Source organism: Acinetobacter sp. (assembly GCF_041911495.1).
Classification (GTDB): Bacteria; Pseudomonadota; Gammaproteobacteria; order Pseudomonadales; family Moraxellaceae; genus Acinetobacter.
The window spans coordinates 17,238-35,634 of sequence record NZ_JAYROT010000081.1; the positions used below are offsets into that span (position 1 = coordinate 17,238).

21 protein-coding genes are annotated in these 18,397 nt (G+C 41.3%); 10 read left to right on the forward strand and 11 right to left on the reverse strand.

The window, feature by feature from the left end; genetic code table 11:
- Nucleotides 1–14: 14 nt before the first annotated feature.
- Together ACE3PQ_RS10740 and ACE3PQ_RS10745 are read right to left on the reverse strand one after the other, a co-directional pair.
- Nucleotides 15–395 carry an HIT family protein gene (locus ACE3PQ_RS10740; protein ID WP_374297698.1) on the reverse strand — a complete coding sequence of 127 codons (381 nt, stop codon included), beginning with the start codon at nt 393–395 and terminating at the stop codon, nt 15–17.
- Between the two features lie 202 nt (nt 396–597).
- A complete protein-coding gene (locus ACE3PQ_RS10745; RefSeq protein ID WP_374297701.1) occupies nt 598–1,365 on the reverse strand; it encodes a dienelactone hydrolase family protein in 768 nt (255 codons plus the stop codon).
- A gap of 195 nt (nt 1,366–1,560) precedes the next feature.
- Here ACE3PQ_RS10745 and ACE3PQ_RS10750 point away from each other — a divergent pair, with 195 nt between their 5' ends.
- Nucleotides 1,561–2,406: a bifunctional transcriptional activator/DNA repair enzyme AdaA gene (locus ACE3PQ_RS10750; RefSeq protein WP_374297704.1), complete on the forward strand. Its 846-nt coding sequence runs from the start codon at nt 1,561–1,563 to the stop codon at nt 2,404–2,406.
- A gap of 121 nt (nt 2,407–2,527) precedes the next feature.
- Here ACE3PQ_RS10750 and ACE3PQ_RS10755 read toward each other — a convergent pair whose 3' ends face one another.
- From ACE3PQ_RS10755 to ACE3PQ_RS10765, 3 genes are read right to left on the reverse strand one after another with little or no spacing between them, the layout of a single operon-like run.
- Nucleotides 2,528–3,352, reverse strand: a complete 825-nt coding sequence (locus ACE3PQ_RS10755; protein WP_374297708.1) for a hypothetical protein — start codon at nt 3,350–3,352, stop codon at nt 2,528–2,530.
- A 21-nt stretch (nt 3,353–3,373) separates the two neighbouring features.
- Nucleotides 3,374–4,000, reverse strand: coding sequence for a helix-turn-helix domain-containing protein (locus ACE3PQ_RS10760; protein WP_374297712.1), 627 nt, complete (start codon nt 3,998–4,000; stop codon nt 3,374–3,376).
- The gene (locus ACE3PQ_RS10765; protein WP_374297716.1) at nt 3,997–4,746 is read right to left on the reverse strand and encodes a TIGR04255 family protein; all 750 of its coding nucleotides are present in this window, start codon (nt 4,744–4,746) and stop codon (nt 3,997–3,999) included. The genes ACE3PQ_RS10760 and ACE3PQ_RS10765 overlap by 4 nt, the downstream gene beginning before the upstream one ends.
- Before the next feature lie 280 nt (nt 4,747–5,026).
- Between ACE3PQ_RS10765 and ACE3PQ_RS10770 the strand changes: the two genes are divergently transcribed.
- Nucleotides 5,027–5,641 carry an alpha-ketoglutarate-dependent dioxygenase AlkB gene (locus tag ACE3PQ_RS10770; protein WP_374297765.1) on the forward strand — a complete coding sequence of 205 codons (615 nt, stop codon included), beginning with the start codon at nt 5,027–5,029 and terminating at the stop codon, nt 5,639–5,641.
- Nucleotides 5,642–5,727: 86 nt separating this feature from the next.
- Here the strand turns inward: ACE3PQ_RS10770 and ACE3PQ_RS10775 are convergent, their stop codons facing one another.
- The 4 genes from ACE3PQ_RS10775 to ACE3PQ_RS10790 form a co-directional block, all read right to left on the reverse strand.
- Complete coding sequence (locus ACE3PQ_RS10775) at nt 5,728–6,063, reverse strand: hypothetical protein (RefSeq protein ID WP_374297719.1); 336 nt, start codon at nt 6,061–6,063, stop codon at nt 5,728–5,730.
- Nucleotides 6,064–6,198: 135 nt separating this feature from the next.
- Nucleotides 6,199–7,560, reverse strand: a complete 1,362-nt coding sequence (phoR, locus tag ACE3PQ_RS10780; protein ID WP_374297721.1) for a phosphate regulon sensor histidine kinase PhoR — start codon at nt 7,558–7,560, stop codon at nt 6,199–6,201.
- Nucleotides 7,561–7,566: 6 nt separating this feature from the next.
- Nucleotides 7,567–8,277: a phosphate regulon transcriptional regulator PhoB gene (phoB, locus tag ACE3PQ_RS10785; protein WP_374297724.1), complete on the reverse strand. Its 711-nt coding sequence runs from the start codon at nt 8,275–8,277 to the stop codon at nt 7,567–7,569.
- Nucleotides 8,278–8,488: 211 nt separating this feature from the next.
- Nucleotides 8,489–9,112, reverse strand: coding sequence for a TetR/AcrR family transcriptional regulator (locus ACE3PQ_RS10790; RefSeq protein WP_374297768.1), 624 nt, complete (start codon nt 9,110–9,112; stop codon nt 8,489–8,491).
- A gap of 339 nt (nt 9,113–9,451) precedes the next feature.
- Here ACE3PQ_RS10790 and ACE3PQ_RS10795 point away from each other — a divergent pair, with 339 nt between their 5' ends.
- The 7 genes from ACE3PQ_RS10795 to ACE3PQ_RS10825 all read left to right on the forward strand — a co-directional run bounded on the left by ACE3PQ_RS10795 (nt 9,452) and on the right by ACE3PQ_RS10825 (nt 15,342).
- Nucleotides 9,452–10,288, forward strand: coding sequence for an SDR family NAD(P)-dependent oxidoreductase (locus ACE3PQ_RS10795; RefSeq protein ID WP_374297728.1), 837 nt, complete (start codon nt 9,452–9,454; stop codon nt 10,286–10,288).
- 153 nt (nt 10,289–10,441) lie between these two features.
- Nucleotides 10,442–10,855, forward strand: coding sequence for a hypothetical protein (locus ACE3PQ_RS10800; protein WP_374297732.1), 414 nt, complete (start codon nt 10,442–10,444; stop codon nt 10,853–10,855).
- Nucleotides 10,856–11,175: 320 nt separating this feature from the next.
- Nucleotides 11,176–11,643, forward strand: a complete 468-nt coding sequence (gene nrdR, locus ACE3PQ_RS10805) for a transcriptional regulator NrdR (RefSeq protein WP_374297735.1) — start codon at nt 11,176–11,178, stop codon at nt 11,641–11,643.
- Nucleotides 11,644–11,684: 41 nt separating this feature from the next.
- Nucleotides 11,685–12,812 (forward strand): bifunctional diaminohydroxyphosphoribosylaminopyrimidine deaminase/5-amino-6-(5-phosphoribosylamino)uracil reductase RibD, encoded by a 1,128-nt coding sequence (gene ribD / locus ACE3PQ_RS10810; RefSeq protein WP_374297737.1) that lies wholly within the window; start codon nt 11,685–11,687, stop codon nt 12,810–12,812.
- Between the two features lie 170 nt (nt 12,813–12,982).
- The gene (locus tag ACE3PQ_RS10815; protein ID WP_241569938.1) at nt 12,983–14,278 is read left to right on the forward strand and encodes a DNA adenine methylase; all 1,296 of its coding nucleotides are present in this window, start codon (nt 12,983–12,985) and stop codon (nt 14,276–14,278) included.
- Between the two features lie 105 nt (nt 14,279–14,383).
- Nucleotides 14,384–15,043 carry a riboflavin synthase gene (locus tag ACE3PQ_RS10820; RefSeq protein ID WP_374297742.1) on the forward strand — a complete coding sequence of 220 codons (660 nt, stop codon included), beginning with the start codon at nt 14,384–14,386 and terminating at the stop codon, nt 15,041–15,043.
- A 170-nt stretch (nt 15,044–15,213) separates the two neighbouring features.
- Complete coding sequence (locus tag ACE3PQ_RS10825; protein WP_374297747.1) at nt 15,214–15,342, forward strand: hypothetical protein; 129 nt, start codon at nt 15,214–15,216, stop codon at nt 15,340–15,342.
- Between the two features lie 93 nt (nt 15,343–15,435).
- Here ACE3PQ_RS10825 and ACE3PQ_RS10830 read toward each other — a convergent pair whose 3' ends face one another.
- A complete protein-coding gene (locus tag ACE3PQ_RS10830; protein WP_374297750.1) occupies nt 15,436–15,753 on the reverse strand; it encodes a hypothetical protein in 318 nt (105 codons plus the stop codon).
- A gap of 267 nt (nt 15,754–16,020) precedes the next feature.
- Between ACE3PQ_RS10830 and ACE3PQ_RS10835 the strand changes: the two genes are divergently transcribed.
- Nucleotides 16,021–17,313 (forward strand): valine--pyruvate transaminase, encoded by a 1,293-nt coding sequence (locus ACE3PQ_RS10835; RefSeq protein WP_374297754.1) that lies wholly within the window; start codon nt 16,021–16,023, stop codon nt 17,311–17,313.
- Between the two features lie 183 nt (nt 17,314–17,496).
- On the opposite strand, the gene lpxO is transcribed toward ACE3PQ_RS10835, so the two are convergent.
- Nucleotides 17,497–18,397 (reverse strand): lipid A hydroxylase LpxO (gene lpxO, locus ACE3PQ_RS10840; protein WP_374297761.1); only part of this gene is annotated, 901 nt, incomplete at its 5' end.

The following is an 18,397-nucleotide window of genomic DNA, read 5'->3' on the forward strand; positions in this document are numbered from 1 at the left end:
TTTTTGACAATACACTAAGCGATCGACTGACTGTCAACTTTCATTCCCCAACGTTCGTCAAGCTGTAAAGCTTGGTGGGCGTAGCGTGGAATCAAGTGAATGTGGAGATGTTCAATGCTTCCTGCGCTGATCTGTCCATCACTAAATCCAATATGAAAGCCGTCAGGTTGATAGATCATCTTCACTTCATTGCGAGCGAGTTCAAGCAAGATCATAAATGCTTTACGATCCTCCTCTGTGGCATCAAAGAACGAGGTAATGTGCTGATGTGGGATGATGAGGCAATGACCTTTGGACACTGGATTTTCATCATAAATAATGCGACCAAAGTCATTTTGATAAATCACATTGGCATCAATATCTTGGCAAAAAGGACAATCCTGTACGATGTTCATGGTTATTCCTCAACACAATCTTTTAGTCTTTTATTTATAAAATAATCGACGTGCTGAGCAAATATTTATCACTCCAAAATTGTAAGCTAATGCTATGCACTGCCAAGAGGTTGGCAAAAATGTGAAAAAGCATTAGCTGTATTGATTTTTCAAATTACACTTTTTAAAGCCAATGAGTTTTATAACAAGCCGTTTGAAAATGTTATTTCAACACACGATCAAGTAATGCGTAGAGCGCATCCATCGACTCGGCTTCAGCCAGTGCATCGTAGCCAAGATCGACACCATTTTTACGGGCGTTTTCATCGGCGGCAGGGTTGGTAAAACCGTGTTTTGCGTTTGGATAAAGGTCGACACGATGCTTCACTTTGGCGTTTTGCATTTCTTGTTTGAAGGCTTCGACATCGTCTAGGCTGACCATGCTGTCTTCTTGACCGTGTGCAACCACCACTTCCGCTTTGAATGTGCCTTCTTGCGCAGGATTTTGTGCGCTGAGATTGGCGTGGAATGTTGCAACGGCTTTTAACTCCGCACCTGAACGTGCCAAATCGAGTGCGACTTTTCCGCCGTAGCAAAATCCGATGGCTGCGATACGACTTGCATCGACTTCAGGTTGCTCTCGAAGGGTATTAAGTGCTGCCGAAGCTCGATCGACGATGACATTCTCAGGTTCAAAAGTTGCCATCATGTATTCATTGGCTTGACTGGCGTCTTCGGCGATTTTCTTGTCGCCATACATGTCGATGGCAAGCGCGGCGAAGCCATATTCTGCAAGCTGTTGAGCACGTCCTTCGATATAATCATTGCGTCCCCACCATTCGGGATAGACTAAAACGGCAGCGAGATTACTTTCACCCTCTGGATAGGCAAAAAATCCGACTAAATTCTGTCCTGTGCTATCTTGATATTGGATTTCTCGGATACGAATGGCTTTTTCTGCTGTACTGTTGAGTGGGCTGTTATCAGTCATGAGTTTTCCTATATTTTCAAAATCACTTCATTTGTTTTAGTTATAAAAACTTAGCACCAAAAAGGCAATCGACTCTGCGTGATTTTATGTTTATAAATGTATTATCTAAGATGAAATGATCGGTGAAATGCGCATGATTTGGATTTTTTTAGCATAAGTGAGTTGTTAAGCTTATAAAAAAATCAGAGGTAAACGATGATGTCAGACACGGCACATTATGCACGCATGGCAAAAGCCATCGCCTACATCCAAGCCAATGTTCAGGCGCAACCGTCACTTGAGCAAATCGCTGAGCAAGTGCATCTCAGTCCTGCGTATTTTCAGCGGGAGTTTAGCGAATGGGTCGGCACCAGTCCGAAACGATTTTTGCAATATCTGAGTTTGGATTATGCCAAAAGCCAACTGCGTCAAGACAATGCACAATCGGTATTGGATACGGCATATGCGACTGGTTTATCAAGTCCAAGTCGTCTGCATGATCTATTCGTGCAGATCGAAGGCATGACACCTGCGGAGTATAAACATGGTGGAAAAGACTTGGAAATCGCCTATCAATTTGCCCAGACTTTGTTTGGTGAGGTGCTGATTGCGTCAACTGCAAAAGGCATTTGTCATTTAACCTTTATTCAAGATCGAGAGAATGCATTACAACAGCTCATTACACAATTTCCCAATGCGCAGTTTGTGGAGCAAGATACAGCATTTCATGCGCAGGCCTTAGCGATTTTTAACCATGAAAATCGGTCAATTGAGCAAATAAAACTGCATCTGAAAGGGACTGATTTTCAGCTCAAAGTTTGGTCGAGTTTGCTCAAGATACCAATGGGCGAAGTGGTGAGCTATGGCGAGGTTGCACATGATATTTCGCAAGACAAGGCAGTACGTGCAGTCGGCTCGGCAATTGGGCGTAATCCTGTGGCTGTGTTGATACCGTGTCATCGGGTGATTCAGTCTACTGGTGGATTGGGCGGTTATCGTTGGGGCACAGATCGCAAAACGGTGTTGATCGGTTGGGAAAGGGTGCAGAAAGATGCTTCTTGATCAAGGCTATTGAAAAGTGCATGAAAAATTTTAGGATAGCGAACTCCGAGTGAAGTCATGGCAGGTTTTATACTGTTGCACTTTCTGCTTGAATCCGCCAAATGAAAGTGGTGTATTATTTTTAAGCAGAAATGGCTTCTCCACCTGTTTCCATACTTAAATCATCTCCTGGTTCCCAGCGCTCAAACAACTGAGCTTGTTTATATGTCAAAGTTTCATCGGAAACTGATAAAACATTTTTTAATAAGATGCAGTCTTTGTTGATGAAATTTTCTTCAGGCATAGATTGTTTAAAAATTTTTTTAATTTGATCTGATACAGTTTGAGCAACAAGCTTATTCTTTTCTGGATTATCAATGGTACTGTAAAGTACCAAAATAGTTAGCTCATATTGTGTATGATCATCATTTAAGTGCTCTTTGTAGTTCAAGAGTAACCCTATGATTTCATTTGAACTATTATTATCCAAAAAACGCTTAATTTTTTTATTAATGTCATGCTCACGCATTAAGTCATTAAAAGTATCTGGAAAAGCTGCTCGGTCATATCGAGTGGTTAGCCAACGTTTTATGATTCTTTGGTTAGTTTCATTTATTTCATAATTTGGTGCTGGAATTAGAGCTAACTCAGCTATTTTGGTTTTTTCAAAAGCTATCTTTGTTGTCATTTTTAATTCAAGACATACGAATGGCACTGTTTCTAGTTGTACGTGTAAAGTCCTATTATTTTTTCCATTTGAAAAAGAACCATCACATTTTTTATGAGCAATATTCCCAACAAGAAGCTCTAAAGTTGGCTCTGCTTGAAGATTAGTGTTGGCAATATCACAAGAATGAGAAATTATTAATCCAATGGAGTTGTCCTGAGCATTAATCCCTAATTTGATTAAATCCTCCTTACTTACAATTGAAAATTGTTTCCATTCAGTATTACGTTGCCAACACACAATAAGGTTATTCCTATTAAATTAAAGATGAAAAACTACATTCTTTAAATCATTGCCAAACAAACGATTTAACTCATCTCTTTCCTGTTGTTCATTTTTCAATATATCAACTAAAAGAGATGCGTATCGTTCACCATCTTTATGCTCTTTAACTAAATCGATTAAATTCTTACTATTTTCAATGATTCTTTCAGCATAAATTGAGCCTGAAAAATTATTTTTAGCAAGAGTCATAGCAGCCTTATCTATTTCATTTAATAGCAACAAATTATCTTTGCTAGGCTGGGCTTCTCCCCGAAGCCATTTATAGATACTTTGTCTTGATACATCAAAGTATTTAGCTTGTTCAATAATTGTAAGGCCTAAAACATCTTTAATAGTTTGAAATTTTTCAGGTAAATTACTTTTTATTTCAGATGTATGTGTCTCAAACTCACTAGAAGTGTAATCATTGATTTGATAAGCTGTAGACGATGAATAACGCGTGATATATCCCCCCCCCATCATTGTGCTACACAGTAAAATTACTGCATATAGTTTTACTAAAAGATATGTTTCAGAGTCTAAATCCTCTTTATATGTGAAATGTGTAGGTACGAGTAAAGATCCACTATATGAAGTGTAAGGATTTATATTGTATGTAGTCATAATTTTTCTTCTACAATGTTATTTAATTTAGATTTTAGACCCGTGTGAAGCTTTTTAAACTGTTCTTTTAAAAATAGTTCGTTATTTTCTGATCTACCAGTCCAAGACGCATCGATATCTACCATTGCATGTAGGTTTTTAAAACCATTCATTACATCGGGTTTATTTAGAGAGGTGCCATTAATATCTGGAGGAAATCCAACTTCACTATTTTGTACAATTATTCGTGATAATACATGTACTTGGTCGCTATTTATGCATAAATTTTCATTGTAGTTATGTTGAAACTCAATTCCACTACTTGTATACAATCCAAGAACAGAATTTGAAATTTGAGAATCCAAAGTATTTTCATCTCTGTGAATAAAAGCATTCAAGGTTCGGTAACCCAATCTTTCAATCAAGGAGATGTTTTTTGGTAGATTGCTAAAAATTTTTAATAATTTTTGACTTAGATCTTCAAAAGAAGAATAGTTAACTGTTTGAATAGTTAGTGATTTATTATTAAAAATGAAACCTTCATCGGCATCTATGTTAGTGGCAGATAAAACTTTCGTATCTCTTTCCGTTGGTAGAGGTAGTCCGTTTTGTATAGTTATATCTATCTGTTTTTGATTAGATTCTTGGATGTCAGGATATCCATGTGATCTAAAAGTCTCCTTTAAATCCCCTACGATATGCTCATAATTGATTTCGTTAAATCTTATTTGGACTATCGCAAAATATATAGGATCAGATTTTTTCATAGTTGACTCAGAAACTCATAAATTAATATTGGGTTTACACTTAAGTTTACACTTTTTTAAAAAAAAATGAAGTTATTTTTAGATAAAAGGAGTTAGGTGTAAGATTCGAAATTTATAAAACTACCTAAAATTTGCATAGTACTACTTACGTGAAATGCACTGATTTTATCAGTGGTTTCAGTGCATTAGCTTATCACCCACTGCAACTACATTTCACTTAACTCTTAAACAGTTATGATGTATTTTGCTTCGCTCAACATGGAGTCGTATCTTGAGTAACATGACGCTGTTTGATGATGTTCTTGATTCTACTAAGAATTACCTGCCTTATGACGGCACGGTACTGTATTTCGGCAAAATCATATCCGAAGCCGAAGCAGATCATTATTTCCAGTGTTTATTCAATCAAATCGAATGGAAACATGATGAAGCGCTGATCTACGGCAAACGGCTGATCACCAAACGCAAAGTCGCATGGTACGGCGATCATGCCTTTGAATATACCTATTCAGGTGTGAATCGTTATGCCTTGGGATGGACAGCGGAATTACTGGCATTGAAGCAACGCATCGAAACCATCACAGGTGAAACTTTTAATTCGTGTTTATTGAATCTATACCACACAGGCGAAGAAGGTATGGCGTGGCACAGCGATGGCGAAACGGACCTCAAGAAAAATGGCGCAATCGCTTCACTCACTCTCGGCGCAGAACGAAAATTTTGTTTTAAACATAAAACCACAAAAGAAAAAGTGGAATTATTATTGGCACATGGCAGTTTACTGATTATGAAAGACACAACACAAAGCCATTGGCTTCATCGCTTACCACCAACCAAGAAAGTCGCAGATGCACGGATTAATCTGACCTTTCGGACGATTGTGGAACACTCATAAGAAGCTGTGGATAACTTCTTATTTATACACAGCATATTTACACAATCAGCTATCCACAATTTTGGTGCGAAAAATCATTTAAACATTTAGTTTTGCCATTCATGATTACATTGACGGCATTTCCACTGCTTTTGATCTTGCATAAAGTTTTGCATGGTGATTTTAAAGTCAGGCAAGACACGCCAAAACAAAAATCCTGATCCTAGACAGATTAAGAATACGATGATGGTTGTAGTTTGTAATACCGTTCCTGCATCTTTGCCAATCACCAAAAACACGATACTAATCAATACCAAAATCACTAAAAGCAAAATGCTAGGCACAAGAACCAGCAAACTTTTCGGGATATTTGGGCGAGGTCCTGAAGCGGAAGCTACAGGCATGATCTTGGTACTTTGGCATTTTGGACAGCGGTAATTCATAATCTTCTCAGTGTTTTCAAATTCAATGCTATAAATAAGATGCGTTTAAACAGTGAATTTTTTTTGGAGATGAGGGCAAAAAGATCAATTTCAAGTTGAATGTGATCATTGCAAAGTCATTTTAGAGGGTAAGTATTACTCAGGTGGTTGCAGTCGATGTTTTGGAAAGACCGCTTTAAAGGTGGAACCCATTTGTTCTTGAGATTCGATTTCCAAATGTGCTTCATGTTGTGCAAGGACATGTTTCACAATTGCCAAACCAAGCCCTGTACCACCTGTTTCACGACTGCGACCGCTATCGACACGGTAGAAGCGTTCAGTCAAACGAGGAATGTGCTCTGGGCTAATACCGATCCCTGTATCTTGCACCGAGAAGATAGACACGTCGCCACGATCTTGCCAAGAGATGGTGATGTCGCCATTGTTCGGCGTGTATTTGATGGCATTGGTGACGAGGTTGCCAAAAGCACTGGCAAGCTCTATATCCGAGCCGATGATGTCATTGTGACTTTCGAGATTAAGATGGACAGAATGCCCAAATTCGCTGTTGTAGCCTTGCGCATCGTCAAACAGTTGATTCATCAGCTCTGCCATATTGACGATCTGATTTTTACTTTTCGAAGATTCATTTTCAAGGCGTGAGAGCAGGAGTAAGTCATTGACCAGTGCATTCATGCGACGTGCTTGTTGGTGCATTTGATCAAAGGCACGGCGCCAGCGCTGTGGCATATCGTCATTATCTGACAAGGTTTCGATGTAGCCACTGAGTACCGTGAGCGGTGTGCGGAGTTCATGCGAGATATTATCGACAAAGTCTTTACGCATTTGCTCAAGCTTGCGGATATGCGTCACATCATAGGCAACAAGTAGGCGACTTTCATAGCCAAAACGGGTAATTTTGACTTGGATAAAGCGTCCTTCTTGAAAAGTAGATTGCAAAATCAGACCATTGGGATGATCTTCGACATGATTAAAATATTTAATAAATTCAGGGTTACGCAGTATTGTGAGCACTTGACGGCGACGATCACCGAGTTTTAAACCGAGTAGGCGTTCAGAAGCTGGATTCCACCATTCTAGACAATGCTCTTCATCAATGAGTACCACGGCTTCTTCAAGTGCCATCAATGAGGATTGGGCACGATCAATCAGCCCAACCATTTCCGCCTGGAGCGTGCGTTCACGGCGCTGAGCACGATAGACGTTGAATAACAGCGCACTCCAAATCCCTGAAAGTTCAGGTGGTGGTTCGTTGGAGTGTTGACTAATCCATTGATTGACCAAATACAGCGAGCGAAATTGTAGAGCGAAAAAAAACATTAAGCCTAGAGCGATGAACAAAATAAAGTGCCCAATCCCGAGTCCGATCAGCCCTGAAATGATGAGAATCAAGATCAGTCTGCGGATGTCTTCGGAGATGTAGTTTTTTAAGGCACTATGTTGTTCGGTATGTTGTTCATCTTGGATGTCATCAGGCAAAAAAGAGGAATCACTCATGCAGGATTAGCCCACCGCAATATCAGTTCGGGAAGAAAAACGGTAGCCTGTTCCACGGACAGTTTGCACATAACGATCTGCAGCAAAAGGTTCTAACACCTTACGCAAACGACGGATGTGTACGTCAATGGTTCGATCCTCGATATAGACATTACCGCCCCACACTTGATCGAGTAACTGTGCACGAGTATAAGCACGTTCTGGGTGGGTCATGAAGAATGCCAATAATCGGTATTCTGTCGGTCCCATCTCAAGACTGGTGCCTTCAAAGCTCACACGTTGGCTGACAGGATCAAGCAATAATCCATTGACGTCAATGCTTTTTTCGCCTTTTAGGGCATTTGAACGACGCAAAACGGCTTTGATACGTGACACCAATTCTCGAGTGGAGAATGGTTTGGTCATATAATCATCTGCGCCTGCATCTAAGCCTTGCACTTTATGGTCTTCTTCACCACGTGCGGTCAGCATAATGACTGGGATTTCAGAGAGGCTTTCGTCACGCTTTAAACGGCGACATAGATCAATACCACTGACGCCATTGGGTAGCATCCAGTCGAGTAAGACCAGTGCGGGGCGATGATCGACGATCATCTGATGGGCATGCTGTGCATCACCTGCTTGTTGGCATTGATAACCTGCCATATCCAACGAGGTATGGATCATTTCACGGATTGGAAGCTCATCATCGACGATGAGAATATATTCATCTTTCACAATATCAACCTATTTTATATTTTGGGCTAAGACGCTTGAAATGATGAAAATTCAACGATTAGCCGTATTGTTTATGACAGGTATATTACAAAGCGAGAATATGACAATATTATTGCAATGATGAAAATTTATACAGATAATTTACATAAAATTGTAATGAAACAATTCATGATCATGATTTTAATTAAGTTTTAATTCAGACCAATTGAAGTCAAGATTCGCTTTTGGTCGGATGCAAATAATTAAATTGCTGATAAATGCCAAGATAAGCAAGGCTACACGCTTCTAAAACTTGCTCAAAAGGCTGTTTAAAATTACTTAAAACCCAACGCATTGCAATGTGAACGACATAGCCATTCAAGCCTGAAGCAATCAACGAAATTTGTGACTTATTTTCTTGCTGATCAGGGAACACGATATTCAAAAAGTTAAAAATGGTTTGGTCAAAACGTGCGTGCGACTCATGAATGGTATCGCCGTGCAACTCATGCACCAGTACCGCATCGACAAATAAAATCCGTGCGGTTCGTGGATCATCACGTAAGCTATTCAGTAGCGCACTTAAACCCGCTGTAATCATCTGCTGTAGGTCAGGTGACTTCTGCATCACAGCTTCTACGATCTTGCGTTGAATATCATCCAGGAGATTGAGATAGACAGCTTTGAACAGCTCTTCACTGCGTTTAAAGGATTCATAAAAATAGCGCTCGGTCAGTTTGGCTTCTCTACAAATATCTTTCACAGTGACCGAGAAAAATCCATGTGTACCGTAGGCTTGAAGCCCTGCTTCGATCAGCTTTTCACGGCGCATATTTTGGCGTTGTTCTAAGGACATGCCTTTGAATTGGCGGGAAGGCGTAGTTTTTTTATTGCTATCGTTTGCGTTGTCTTTACCTGTGGGCTGATTTTCATCAGGCGTAGCAGATCGCTCGAGAGTTGTTTCGAGTTGCTTTTGATCCAACGAATCTGAAGTCGGTGTTAGTTGTTTTAATGCTTTAGACGTCATGGACTGCCTTAACTAAAAAGTGAATCATCATAAAAAACTGACATTGCATTATACACAATCGATTAAATAATACATTGACAATGCAAATTGTCAAAACTATAGTGCAAAGTATCGGTCAAAAAGATCAAAGTAAAATGATCCTCAGCAGATCAAGGAATAGGATTCGCAATGAAAAATTTTCAAAATAAAGTCGCAGCCATAACAGGTGCAGGTTCGGGTATTGGTCAGCAATTGGCAATCTTATTAGCAAAACAAGGCTGTAATTTATCACTGAGCGATGTGAATGATCAAGGATTGGCAGAAACTGTTGAACAAGCCAAACAATATGGCGTGCGCATTACATCCAAGCATGTCGACGTTGCGAATCGTGAAGAAGTCTATACATGGGCGGAAGAAACAGTTCAAAATCATGGTTCGGTGAATCTGATTTTTAATAATGCAGGTGTGGCATTGGCGGCGACCGCTGAGGGTGCAAGCTACGAAGAGCTTGAGTGGATTGTTAATATCAATTTCTGGGGCGTGGTCTATGGTACCAAAGCCTTTTTGCCACATCTCAAAGCCAGCAAAGACGGTCATATTATTAATATCTCGAGTCTTTTTGGTTTGATTTCACAGCCATCACAGTCGGCGTACAATGCGACCAAATTCGCTGTACGTGGCTTTACCGAATCGCTTCGCCAAGAGTTGGATATTCAAAATGTTGGGGTCAGTGCGACCTGTGTGCATCCAGGCGGTATTCGTACTAACATCGCGAAATCTGGGCGCATGAGCGACAGTCTAAAAAGTATCGGCATGGATCCAGTGCGTTCGGCAAAATCATTTGATAAATTGTTGCGTTGCTCACCTGAATTGGCTGCACAAACCATCTTGAATGCGGTCAAAGCCAATAAGCCACGTGTTTTGATTGGTAATGATGCCAAGATTCTGGATGGTTTACAGCGTGCATTACCTACGGGCTATCAAGCGGTATCACGCTTTGCAAGTAAGCTATCAAGCAAACTCTAAAGCAACAAATACTGAAGCTCAGTTTTATCTCCTAGCTTCGCTAAAGGCGCAAAAAGAATGCGCCTTTAATTTTTTAATAAATGTGAATGATTCTCAGTGTTGTGTGCTGGTCTTGTGCTCAATCAAATTCCTTAGTTTGTGTAGAGAATCAACATGAAACAATTGAAAATCGGCTTATTCGCCACTTCGCTCTTACTTAGCCTCAATGCTTCAGCGCATATGCTGTGGTTGGCACCTGCTGAAAACAACCAAACACTTGCATATTATGGCGAATTTAGCGCTGGAGAATTGGAAAACCAAACAGGCGCGCTGAAAACCTTTAACACCGCAAAAGCACAACAAGGTGCAAAAGAATACTCAGCAAAAATTGAAACAGATCACTTGATTTATGCGACTACAGGTGAACAAGATGTCTGTGTTAGTCAAGATATGCTCTATGAAGACACGCTGATTAACTTTTTAGCAAAGACTGGACGCCAAAATAGCAATGCGACGATGGAAATGGAGATCGTTCCTGTTGCTACAAATGCAAAGCAATTTACCGTAATCTATGATGGCAAGCCTTGATCAGGTCAAGAAGTCGTCGTCTTTGCACCAAACCGTTGGTCGAAAACCTATTATAACAATGACAAAGGTCAGTTTAGCGTAGAAACGCCGTGGACAGGATTGTATGTGATTGAAGCGGGTAAATCCGTTGAAGAGGACGGTAAATATCAGGATAAAGCGTATAAGAGCCGTTATATCGTCTCGACATTGAGTTTTGAAATACAATAATTTGTTTGATGTATTTCAATTAAAAGCGATACGCACACGCATTGGCGATTGACCTAGCTGTCAGTCACCAAAATTTGCTACACTGCATGTAATATTCAGAAAAAACTGAGCTTATGCACTGCCCATTTTGCGATACTTCAGACAGTAAAGTGATTGACTCACGCCTAGCAGCGCAAGGTGCGCAGATTCGTCGCCGTCGGGAATGTATCCGATGTGGTGAACGATTTACCACCTTTGAAAGCTATGAAGTGGTGATGCCTCGTGTGATTAAGTCGAATGGCAAAAACGAACCATTTGATGAACAAAAACTACGTCGATCTTTAATGCACGCCCTGCAAAAACGCCCAGTGACCCAAGAGCAAATCGAAGAAACACTCTCCAATATTCAACAGCAGATTCGTCGTCTAGGTGAACGTGATGTCAAATCGTTGACCATTGGTGAGATCGCCATGCAATCAATCTTTGAATTGGATCATGTGGCATATGTGCGCTTTGCTTCGGTCTATCACGATTTCCAAAATTTGGATGCGTTCCGTGAGCAGATTGAGATGATGCAATTGCGTAAAGATAGTGAGCTGTGATTGTTCTCCTGTGTTGCCCGAAATTGATAGAGTAATTCCACATGCAAGATGATATCACTCAAAGTCAAGATGCATTTTGGATGCTTGAAGCATTAAACCTTGCACGATCAGCACAATATCGCACTCGTCCAAATCCAGCCGTGGGCTGTGTCATTGTCAAAGATGGTCAGATCATTGGTCGTGGCGCAACTGCGCCAGTCGGTGGCTCACATGCCGAAGTGTTTGCTTTGGCACAAGCTGGCGAATATGCAAATGGTGCAACAGCTTATGTGACTTTAGAACCGTGTGCCCACTATGGGCGGACACCACCATGTGCAGAAGCATTGGTCAAAGCCAAAATTGCTCGTGTGGTGATTGCTATACTTGATCCGAATCCACTGGTGGCAGGCAAAGGACAGCAGATTTTACAAGATGCAGGTATTGAAACGACTGTCGGCATTTTAGAAAAAGAGTCTTTAGAATTAAATCAAGGCTTTATGAAAGTCATGTCGGGTGGCTTGCCTTATGTGCGATTGAAAGTAGCAGCTAGCCTAGATGGGCGAATCGCCATGGCTTCGGGCGAATCGAAATGGATTACAGGTGACGCAGCTCGGCAGGATGTACAGCATTGGCGAGCGATCAGTGGTGTGGTGATTACTGGTGTAGATACCATTCTCGCTGATGATGCACAGCTCAATGTGCGTCAATTGATCGATGCGGAAACAGGTGCAGAGATTGATTTAAGTCAAGTCGTGCAACCCTATCGTGTGGTGTTAGATCGACAAGGTCGCCTGCCACTGACGGCACAATTGCTCAATCAGCCAAACACGGTAATGGTGATGACGCCATATCGAGCAGAACTTGAAGCGTTGGGTGTGATACAATTGCCTGTCCAATCGCTGTCCGAACTATTACAAACCTTGAAATCGCAATATCAAATCTATGATGTGTTGGTCGAATCTGGTGCGACATTGGCAACAAGTTTTCTTCGTGATGGTTTGGTCGATGAACTCATTCAATATATTGCGCCAAAATATCTCGGTCAATCGGCGCGTGCCTTGAATCAATTTGACTTCGATGCAATGTGTCAAAGTATTGATTTTGAATTGTTTGATGTGAAGCAGATTGGACAAGATATACGACTACGTCTAAAACCCATTGTAGGTCACTTCGAAAAACCACCTGCGTAGGTAAATTTCTGCGTTGCTCCTTGCTCGCAATCCTCATGTACGTCATGTACACTGCGGTTGCTGTGCGAGGTGCGCCTTAAAATTTACACTACTCGCTAAGTTTTTAGAGGTGCCCTGTGAAAACGCCTGTTTAAATTTCTCCCATTTGATTGTCGCTATTTGATTGTTCTATGACCGCTGAAGTTTCCGTATATCACAAACGTCGCCATGCTGCCCGTACCACGGATGAATATCTATTTCATCAGTTGGTGCCGTATTTGGGTAATAAACGGCGTTTACTCCATTTGATTTTGGAAGCATTGGAGCTGACAGGTACGCTTCAGCCGAAAAAAGGCAAGTCGGCGCCAATTTTTGCTGATTTCTTTGCGGGCAGTGGTGTGGTATCACGTCTAGCACGGCAAAATGGCTATCGTGTCATCGCCAACGATTGGGAACCTTATAGCCACGCCTTAAATCATGCGGTGTTATCTTGTGTCGAAGCGCCTGAGTTTAAACAATTGGGTGGTTATCAAGCGGCGATTGATTATCTGAATCGCTTGCCTGCTGTGAAAGGATGGGTGACGCACAATCTTTGTCCTCGTGATGATGATGTCTACGATCCGAGTCGAGATCGCTTGTTCTTCAAACGTCGCAACGGTATGCGCCTTGATGCGATGCGTCAGCAGATCGCCACGTGGCAAGCGCAAGGTACGATTGATAGTGTGGAAATGAGTGCACTGTTGTCACCACTCCTTTATTCTGCAAGCTTTGTCAGCAATACCAGTGGCGTATTTAAAAGTTTTCATCATGGTTGGGGCGGGAAAACTAAAACTGCATTGGAGCGGATTGATTCCTTATTACTGCTTTCCCCAAATAAATTCTGTGAAGTCGGCGATCCGAACCGTCCTGCAGCGGAAATGTGGTGCGTGGATGCACAGCATCTCGCCGATCAGATGACAGGCTTTGAAGTGGATGTGGCATACCTCGATCCACCGTACAATCAACATGCTTATAGCAGTAATTATCATGTTTTAAATGCGCTGACCATGTGGGATCAAGTCGATTTACCATCGCCTGATACCAAAGGCTTTAAAAGTGGCATTGATCGTGCGTGGCGCAAAGAGCGTCCAAGTGCTTATAATTCCTCAAAATATGCGCAAGAAGCCTATGAGAAATTATTGGCAACCATCAATGCCCGTTTTATCCTGACCAGTTATAGTACCGATGGTAATATTTCCCCTGTGGACTTGTTACAAGCCAATTTGGCACGTGGTAAAGTCACGCTATTGACGCAAGATGTGCCTCGTTACCGAGTGAGTAAACAGCGTCAGTCTGAGCGGGCAAGGGTGCTTGAGTTTATCGTGATTACTGATACTCACGCCAAGTCTGGTCCACCGCTACGACAGCTTTTGGGACAATTGCATCATTTTGCTGAACTCGGTGGAGTGGATACCTCAGGCAGTAGCACGCAATTGGCATTGTGGTAGATGTATTCTCGCCGTTAAATATGCGCTAAATTGAATGTGCTTTAAATTCGGCAGTTCGCCCACATATACAGCGCATTCGCAATGAAAAAATAAATAGGTCAATCTATGTTTACAGGCATCATTGAAAGTGTTGGACAAGTGCAAAGTGTACAAACTGTTGGCGGTGACGTTCGTTTAAAAATCCACACCAAACTGGATATGTCCGATGTGCATCTTGGCGATTCGATTGCCACCAATGGCATTTGCTTGACCGTGATTGAGTTTGGTGAAGATTGGTATGCGGCGGATGTGTCGAGAGAAAGTCTGCATCGCACCACACTTGGACAATGGAAAGCAGGACAAACCGTTAATGTGGAAAAAGCTATGCTGCCAACCACACGTTTTGGCGGTCATATTGTCAGTGGTCATGTCGATGGACTGGGTGAAATTACCCTCGTGCGTGAAGATGCACGTTCATTGTATTTTGAAGTGACTGCGCCAGTGGAGTTGGCAAAATATTTGGCGGAAAAAGGCTCGGTCACGGTAGATGGTATTAGTCTGACCATTAACCATCTGCGTGGCAATGTGATTAGTCTAAATTTGATTCCACACACCGCAGACCGCACCAATATTGGCTCTTGGAAACAAGGCACGCAAGTCAATCTTGAAGTCGATGTGTTGGCACGTTATATCGAGCGCTTGATGCTCGGAGATAAAGCCGCAGAGCAGACTGCGACTTCGAATATTAGCATGGACTTTCTAGCGCAAAATGGCTTTTTGAAATAAGCCTAAAGTCTAGTCTAAAAGCCCGAAAAGTACGACAAAAGCCTAATGTCCATGTCGTCTTGTACAGCCTAAGCTATTTGAATAGTGGTTTTGGTTTGATTGCTTGTTTTAGGCTGTATATGATGATGCGACGAGTTCTTTATATCTGTACTTTTAGCTTGATTTTTTTCTTGCTCGCATTGCTAATTTTACAATTTGGCTTCTCTGAAGCATTGCCAATCAGTTTGCTGGGTGGTTGTTTGGGTTGGGCTTTGGCAGAGTTTCAACGTGAAGTCCAAGCAAAAAAGAAAACTCGGTGATTTGAATATTCTTTATATTGCAAAAGAAAAGCGCATAGCATCGAGACTGTGCGCTTTTTTTTATGGATCACATTGCGGTTTAACTTTTAAGAATTATGGCGCTGTTGCAGTGGGAATATCGGCATTTTGATCTTCACTTGATTCAGGCATTTTTGCCATACAGGCTTGATATTTACCTGCTTTAAAGTGTTCCATTGCTTTTTCTTTATCATCTTGTTGATCAAAAGCAGGGCTTTGATGTGCTTGTTTGACCAATGTCATGAGCATATCACGCTCTACACCTGCTTGGATTTTTTCAACATGTTCAATGGCTTGTTGTTCTGTCACTTGATGTTGACGATCTGACATGATGTTGTAGGCAGCAGATTGATAAGTGATACAGAAGCGTTGCCATTTTTCTTCTGCAGTCATCGGTTTGCGTTCACTGCATGCGCTGAATAAAAACAATGCGGAACACATCAATAGGATGACTTGGGAAGATGTTTTAAACGATGTAAACATATTGGTAGTGCCAAAATGAGAAAATAATCGTAATTTTAGAGCATCGCTATATAGATGAGCAAATTTATGGCAAATTTTTAAAATTGAAACTGTAGAAAAACTGACAGGGTGAAATTTGCTATAATTCGACTTTTATTTTAGCGAAACGTGCGAATCGCACATGACAGAAGAAACAGCATGAACTTTTCAAATTTTGGGCAGAAATTTATTCAACCCTCAGGCATTTCCCAACTCATGGATGATCTTGGCGATGCCTTAAAAAGTGAACAACCGATTAATATGCTCGGTGGTGGCAATCCTGCACGTATTGATGCAGTGAATCGTGCATTTCTAGCAGTGTACAAGTCGCTTGCTGAGGGCGAGTTGGGTTCGACGGCGATTGAAAATATTGGTAATTATTCCAATCCCAAAGGAGATGCTAAGTTTATTGGTGCTTTGGTGGATTTCTTGAATCGACACTATGATTGGGGAATTTCTAAAGACCATATTGCACTGACCAATGGCTCACAAAATGCGTTTTTTTACTTATTTAATCTATTTGGTGGGCAGTTTGCCGATGGTAAAGATAAGTCAATTTTGTTGCCACTTGCGCCTGAATATATTGGTTATAGCGATGTACATATCGCAGGAAAGCACTTTGTTGCGGTAAAGCCGATCATCGAAGATAGCGAATACAATGGCGAGCAAGGTTTCTTTAAATATCATGTCGATTTTGATGCCTTAAACAATTTACCTGAATTAAAACAAGGAAAAATCGGCGCAATTTGCTGTTCACGCCCAACCAACCCAACAGGCAATGTGCTGACTGATGGGGAAATGGCGAAGCTCTCGGATTTGGCAAAAGCACATAATATTCCACTGATTATTGATAATGCTTATGGCATGCCATTTCCCAATATTATCCATACTGATGCCAAACTGACTTGGGACGATCACACTATTTTGTGTATGAGCCTGTCGAAAATTGGTCTGCCAGGAACACGTACAGGCATCATTGTGGCAGATCCAAAAGTGGTTTCTGCGGTCAGCGCAATGAATGCAATTGTCAATCTTTCACCGACACGCTTTGGTACGGCGATTGCGACACCGTTACTTGAAAGTGATGAATTAAAACGTCTTGCTGATGAGGAAATTCAACCTTTTTATCAAGCCAAAGCCAACTTTGCGGTATCGTGTTTGAAAAAAGAACTCGGCAATTATCCAATGAAAATTCATCAACCTGAAGGGGCGATTTTCCTGTGGATTTGGTTTCAGGATTTACCGATCAATACCGTAGAGCTATATCAACGCTTAAAGGCGAAAAATACCTTGATCATTCCTAGTGAACATTTTTTCCCAGGGATTGATAATGCAGCTTACAGCCATGCACATGAATGTATTCGTATGAGTATTGCACAAGATGATGCGACCTTAGAGAACGGCATTGCGGTGATTGGTGAAGTGGTGCGTGGCTTATATGATAATGTATAGTCAGAGAATTTAAATCCTGCTACGGCGTTAACTTCACTCGCAGTACTATTTGTACACCTTCGTTCGGTTGCCTTGTATCAGAAATTAACTTCTTCGACTATAGAATAATAGCGTGCTTATCTGCTGAGCATAAAAAAGAAGTGACTAGTTACACTTCTTTTTTTGATTGACTTCAAAGTGATATTAGTCAAAAAGATAAGGGCGCACAAATATTAAGAAAAATAAGCCAATCATAATGAACCACTTGAGGAAATAGTAAAGTTGGCGGTTACTTGCTTTCAATGCCTTTGCTTTGATGCGTAGCTGATAGACGTAACCAAAAACTTTGTTTAAGCCACCCGTTTGATCGCCTGTTTCATTTGGGGAGCTCGCAGCGGTCATGACATTTTTACCAAACCAATGGTTGAACTTCTGCATGAAAGTATTCTTTAATGGTCGCTCTACATCACAAAACAAGATAATGCGGTTTTCTTCAGTGGTATTTTCCGCATAGTGAATATAGGTTTCATCAAAAACCACACTTTGCCCATCTCGCCATGAATAGCGTTGTCCATCGACATCAATAAAACAACGATCATCGTTTGGTGTAATCAATCCCAAATGGTAACGAAGCGATCCCGCATATGGATCACGGTGACGTACCAAACGGCTATGTGGCGCAAGCTCGGTAAACATAGCCGCTTTGATGGTTGGTAATGTTTTGAGTAATGCGGTCGTTTTTGGGCAAAGCTCTGTTGCGGATGGGTGGCTAGAGTTGTACCACTTGAGATAAAAGCGTTTCCAACCTGTCTTAAAGAATGAATTAAAACCCAAGTCATTATATGAATCAGACGCCTTAATACCACCACGTTGATAGAGCGATTGCGCTTCTTCACGGATCATTTGCCAATTTTCATCAAGAACTTTTAAATCTTCAAAATGCTGTGCATCAATATACGGCTGGTTCGGCACTTTGGAAAAGGAATACATTAAAAAATTGATCGGTGCAAAAAGCGTAGAATGGTCAAAAAATTGACGATAAAAGCTATGGCGCACACGTCCACGGTAGTGGATGCACACAGCACTGATAATAAAAATGGCTAAG

Coding starts and splice junctions, on each gene's coding strand:
- ACE3PQ_RS10740 (WP_374297698.1), bottom strand. CDS start 395: ATGAACATCGTACAGGATTGTCCTTTTTGCCAAGATATTGATGCCAAT.
- ACE3PQ_RS10770 (WP_374297765.1), top strand. CDS start 5,027: ATGACGCTGTTTGATGATGTTCTTGATTCTACTAAGAATTACCTGCCT.
- ACE3PQ_RS10835 (WP_374297754.1), top strand. CDS start 16,021: ATGAACTTTTCAAATTTTGGGCAGAAATTTATTCAACCCTCAGGCATT.
- ACE3PQ_RS10800 (WP_374297732.1), top strand. CDS start 10,442: ATGAAACAATTGAAAATCGGCTTATTCGCCACTTCGCTCTTACTTAGC.
- ACE3PQ_RS10745 (WP_374297701.1), bottom strand. CDS start 1,365: ATGACTGATAACAGCCCACTCAACAGTACAGCAGAAAAAGCCATTCGT.
- ACE3PQ_RS10790 (WP_374297768.1), bottom strand. CDS start 9,112: ATGTCCTTAGAACAACGCCAAAATATGCGCCGTGAAAAGCTGATCGAA.
- ACE3PQ_RS10760 (WP_374297712.1), bottom strand. CDS start 4,000: ATGACTACATACAATATAAATCCTTACACTTCATATAGTGGATCTTTA.
- ACE3PQ_RS10830 (WP_374297750.1), bottom strand. CDS start 15,753: ATGACTGCAGAAGAAAAATGGCAACGCTTCTGTATCACTTATCAATCT.
- ACE3PQ_RS10750 (WP_374297704.1), top strand. CDS start 1,561: ATGATGTCAGACACGGCACATTATGCACGCATGGCAAAAGCCATCGCC.
- ACE3PQ_RS10815 (WP_241569938.1), top strand. CDS start 12,983: ATGACCGCTGAAGTTTCCGTATATCACAAACGTCGCCATGCTGCCCGT.
- ACE3PQ_RS10775 (WP_374297719.1), bottom strand. CDS start 6,063: ATGAATTACCGCTGTCCAAAATGCCAAAGTACCAAGATCATGCCTGTA.
- ACE3PQ_RS10795 (WP_374297728.1), top strand. CDS start 9,452: ATGAAAAATTTTCAAAATAAAGTCGCAGCCATAACAGGTGCAGGTTCG.
- nrdR (WP_374297735.1), top strand. CDS start 11,176: ATGCACTGCCCATTTTGCGATACTTCAGACAGTAAAGTGATTGACTCA.
- ACE3PQ_RS10820 (WP_374297742.1), top strand. CDS start 14,384: ATGTTTACAGGCATCATTGAAAGTGTTGGACAAGTGCAAAGTGTACAA.
- ribD (WP_374297737.1), top strand. CDS start 11,685: ATGCAAGATGATATCACTCAAAGTCAAGATGCATTTTGGATGCTTGAA.
- ACE3PQ_RS10765 (WP_374297716.1), bottom strand. CDS start 4,746: ATGAAAAAATCTGATCCTATATATTTTGCGATAGTCCAAATAAGATTT.
- phoR (WP_374297721.1), bottom strand. CDS start 7,560: ATGAGTGATTCCTCTTTTTTGCCTGATGACATCCAAGATGAACAACAT.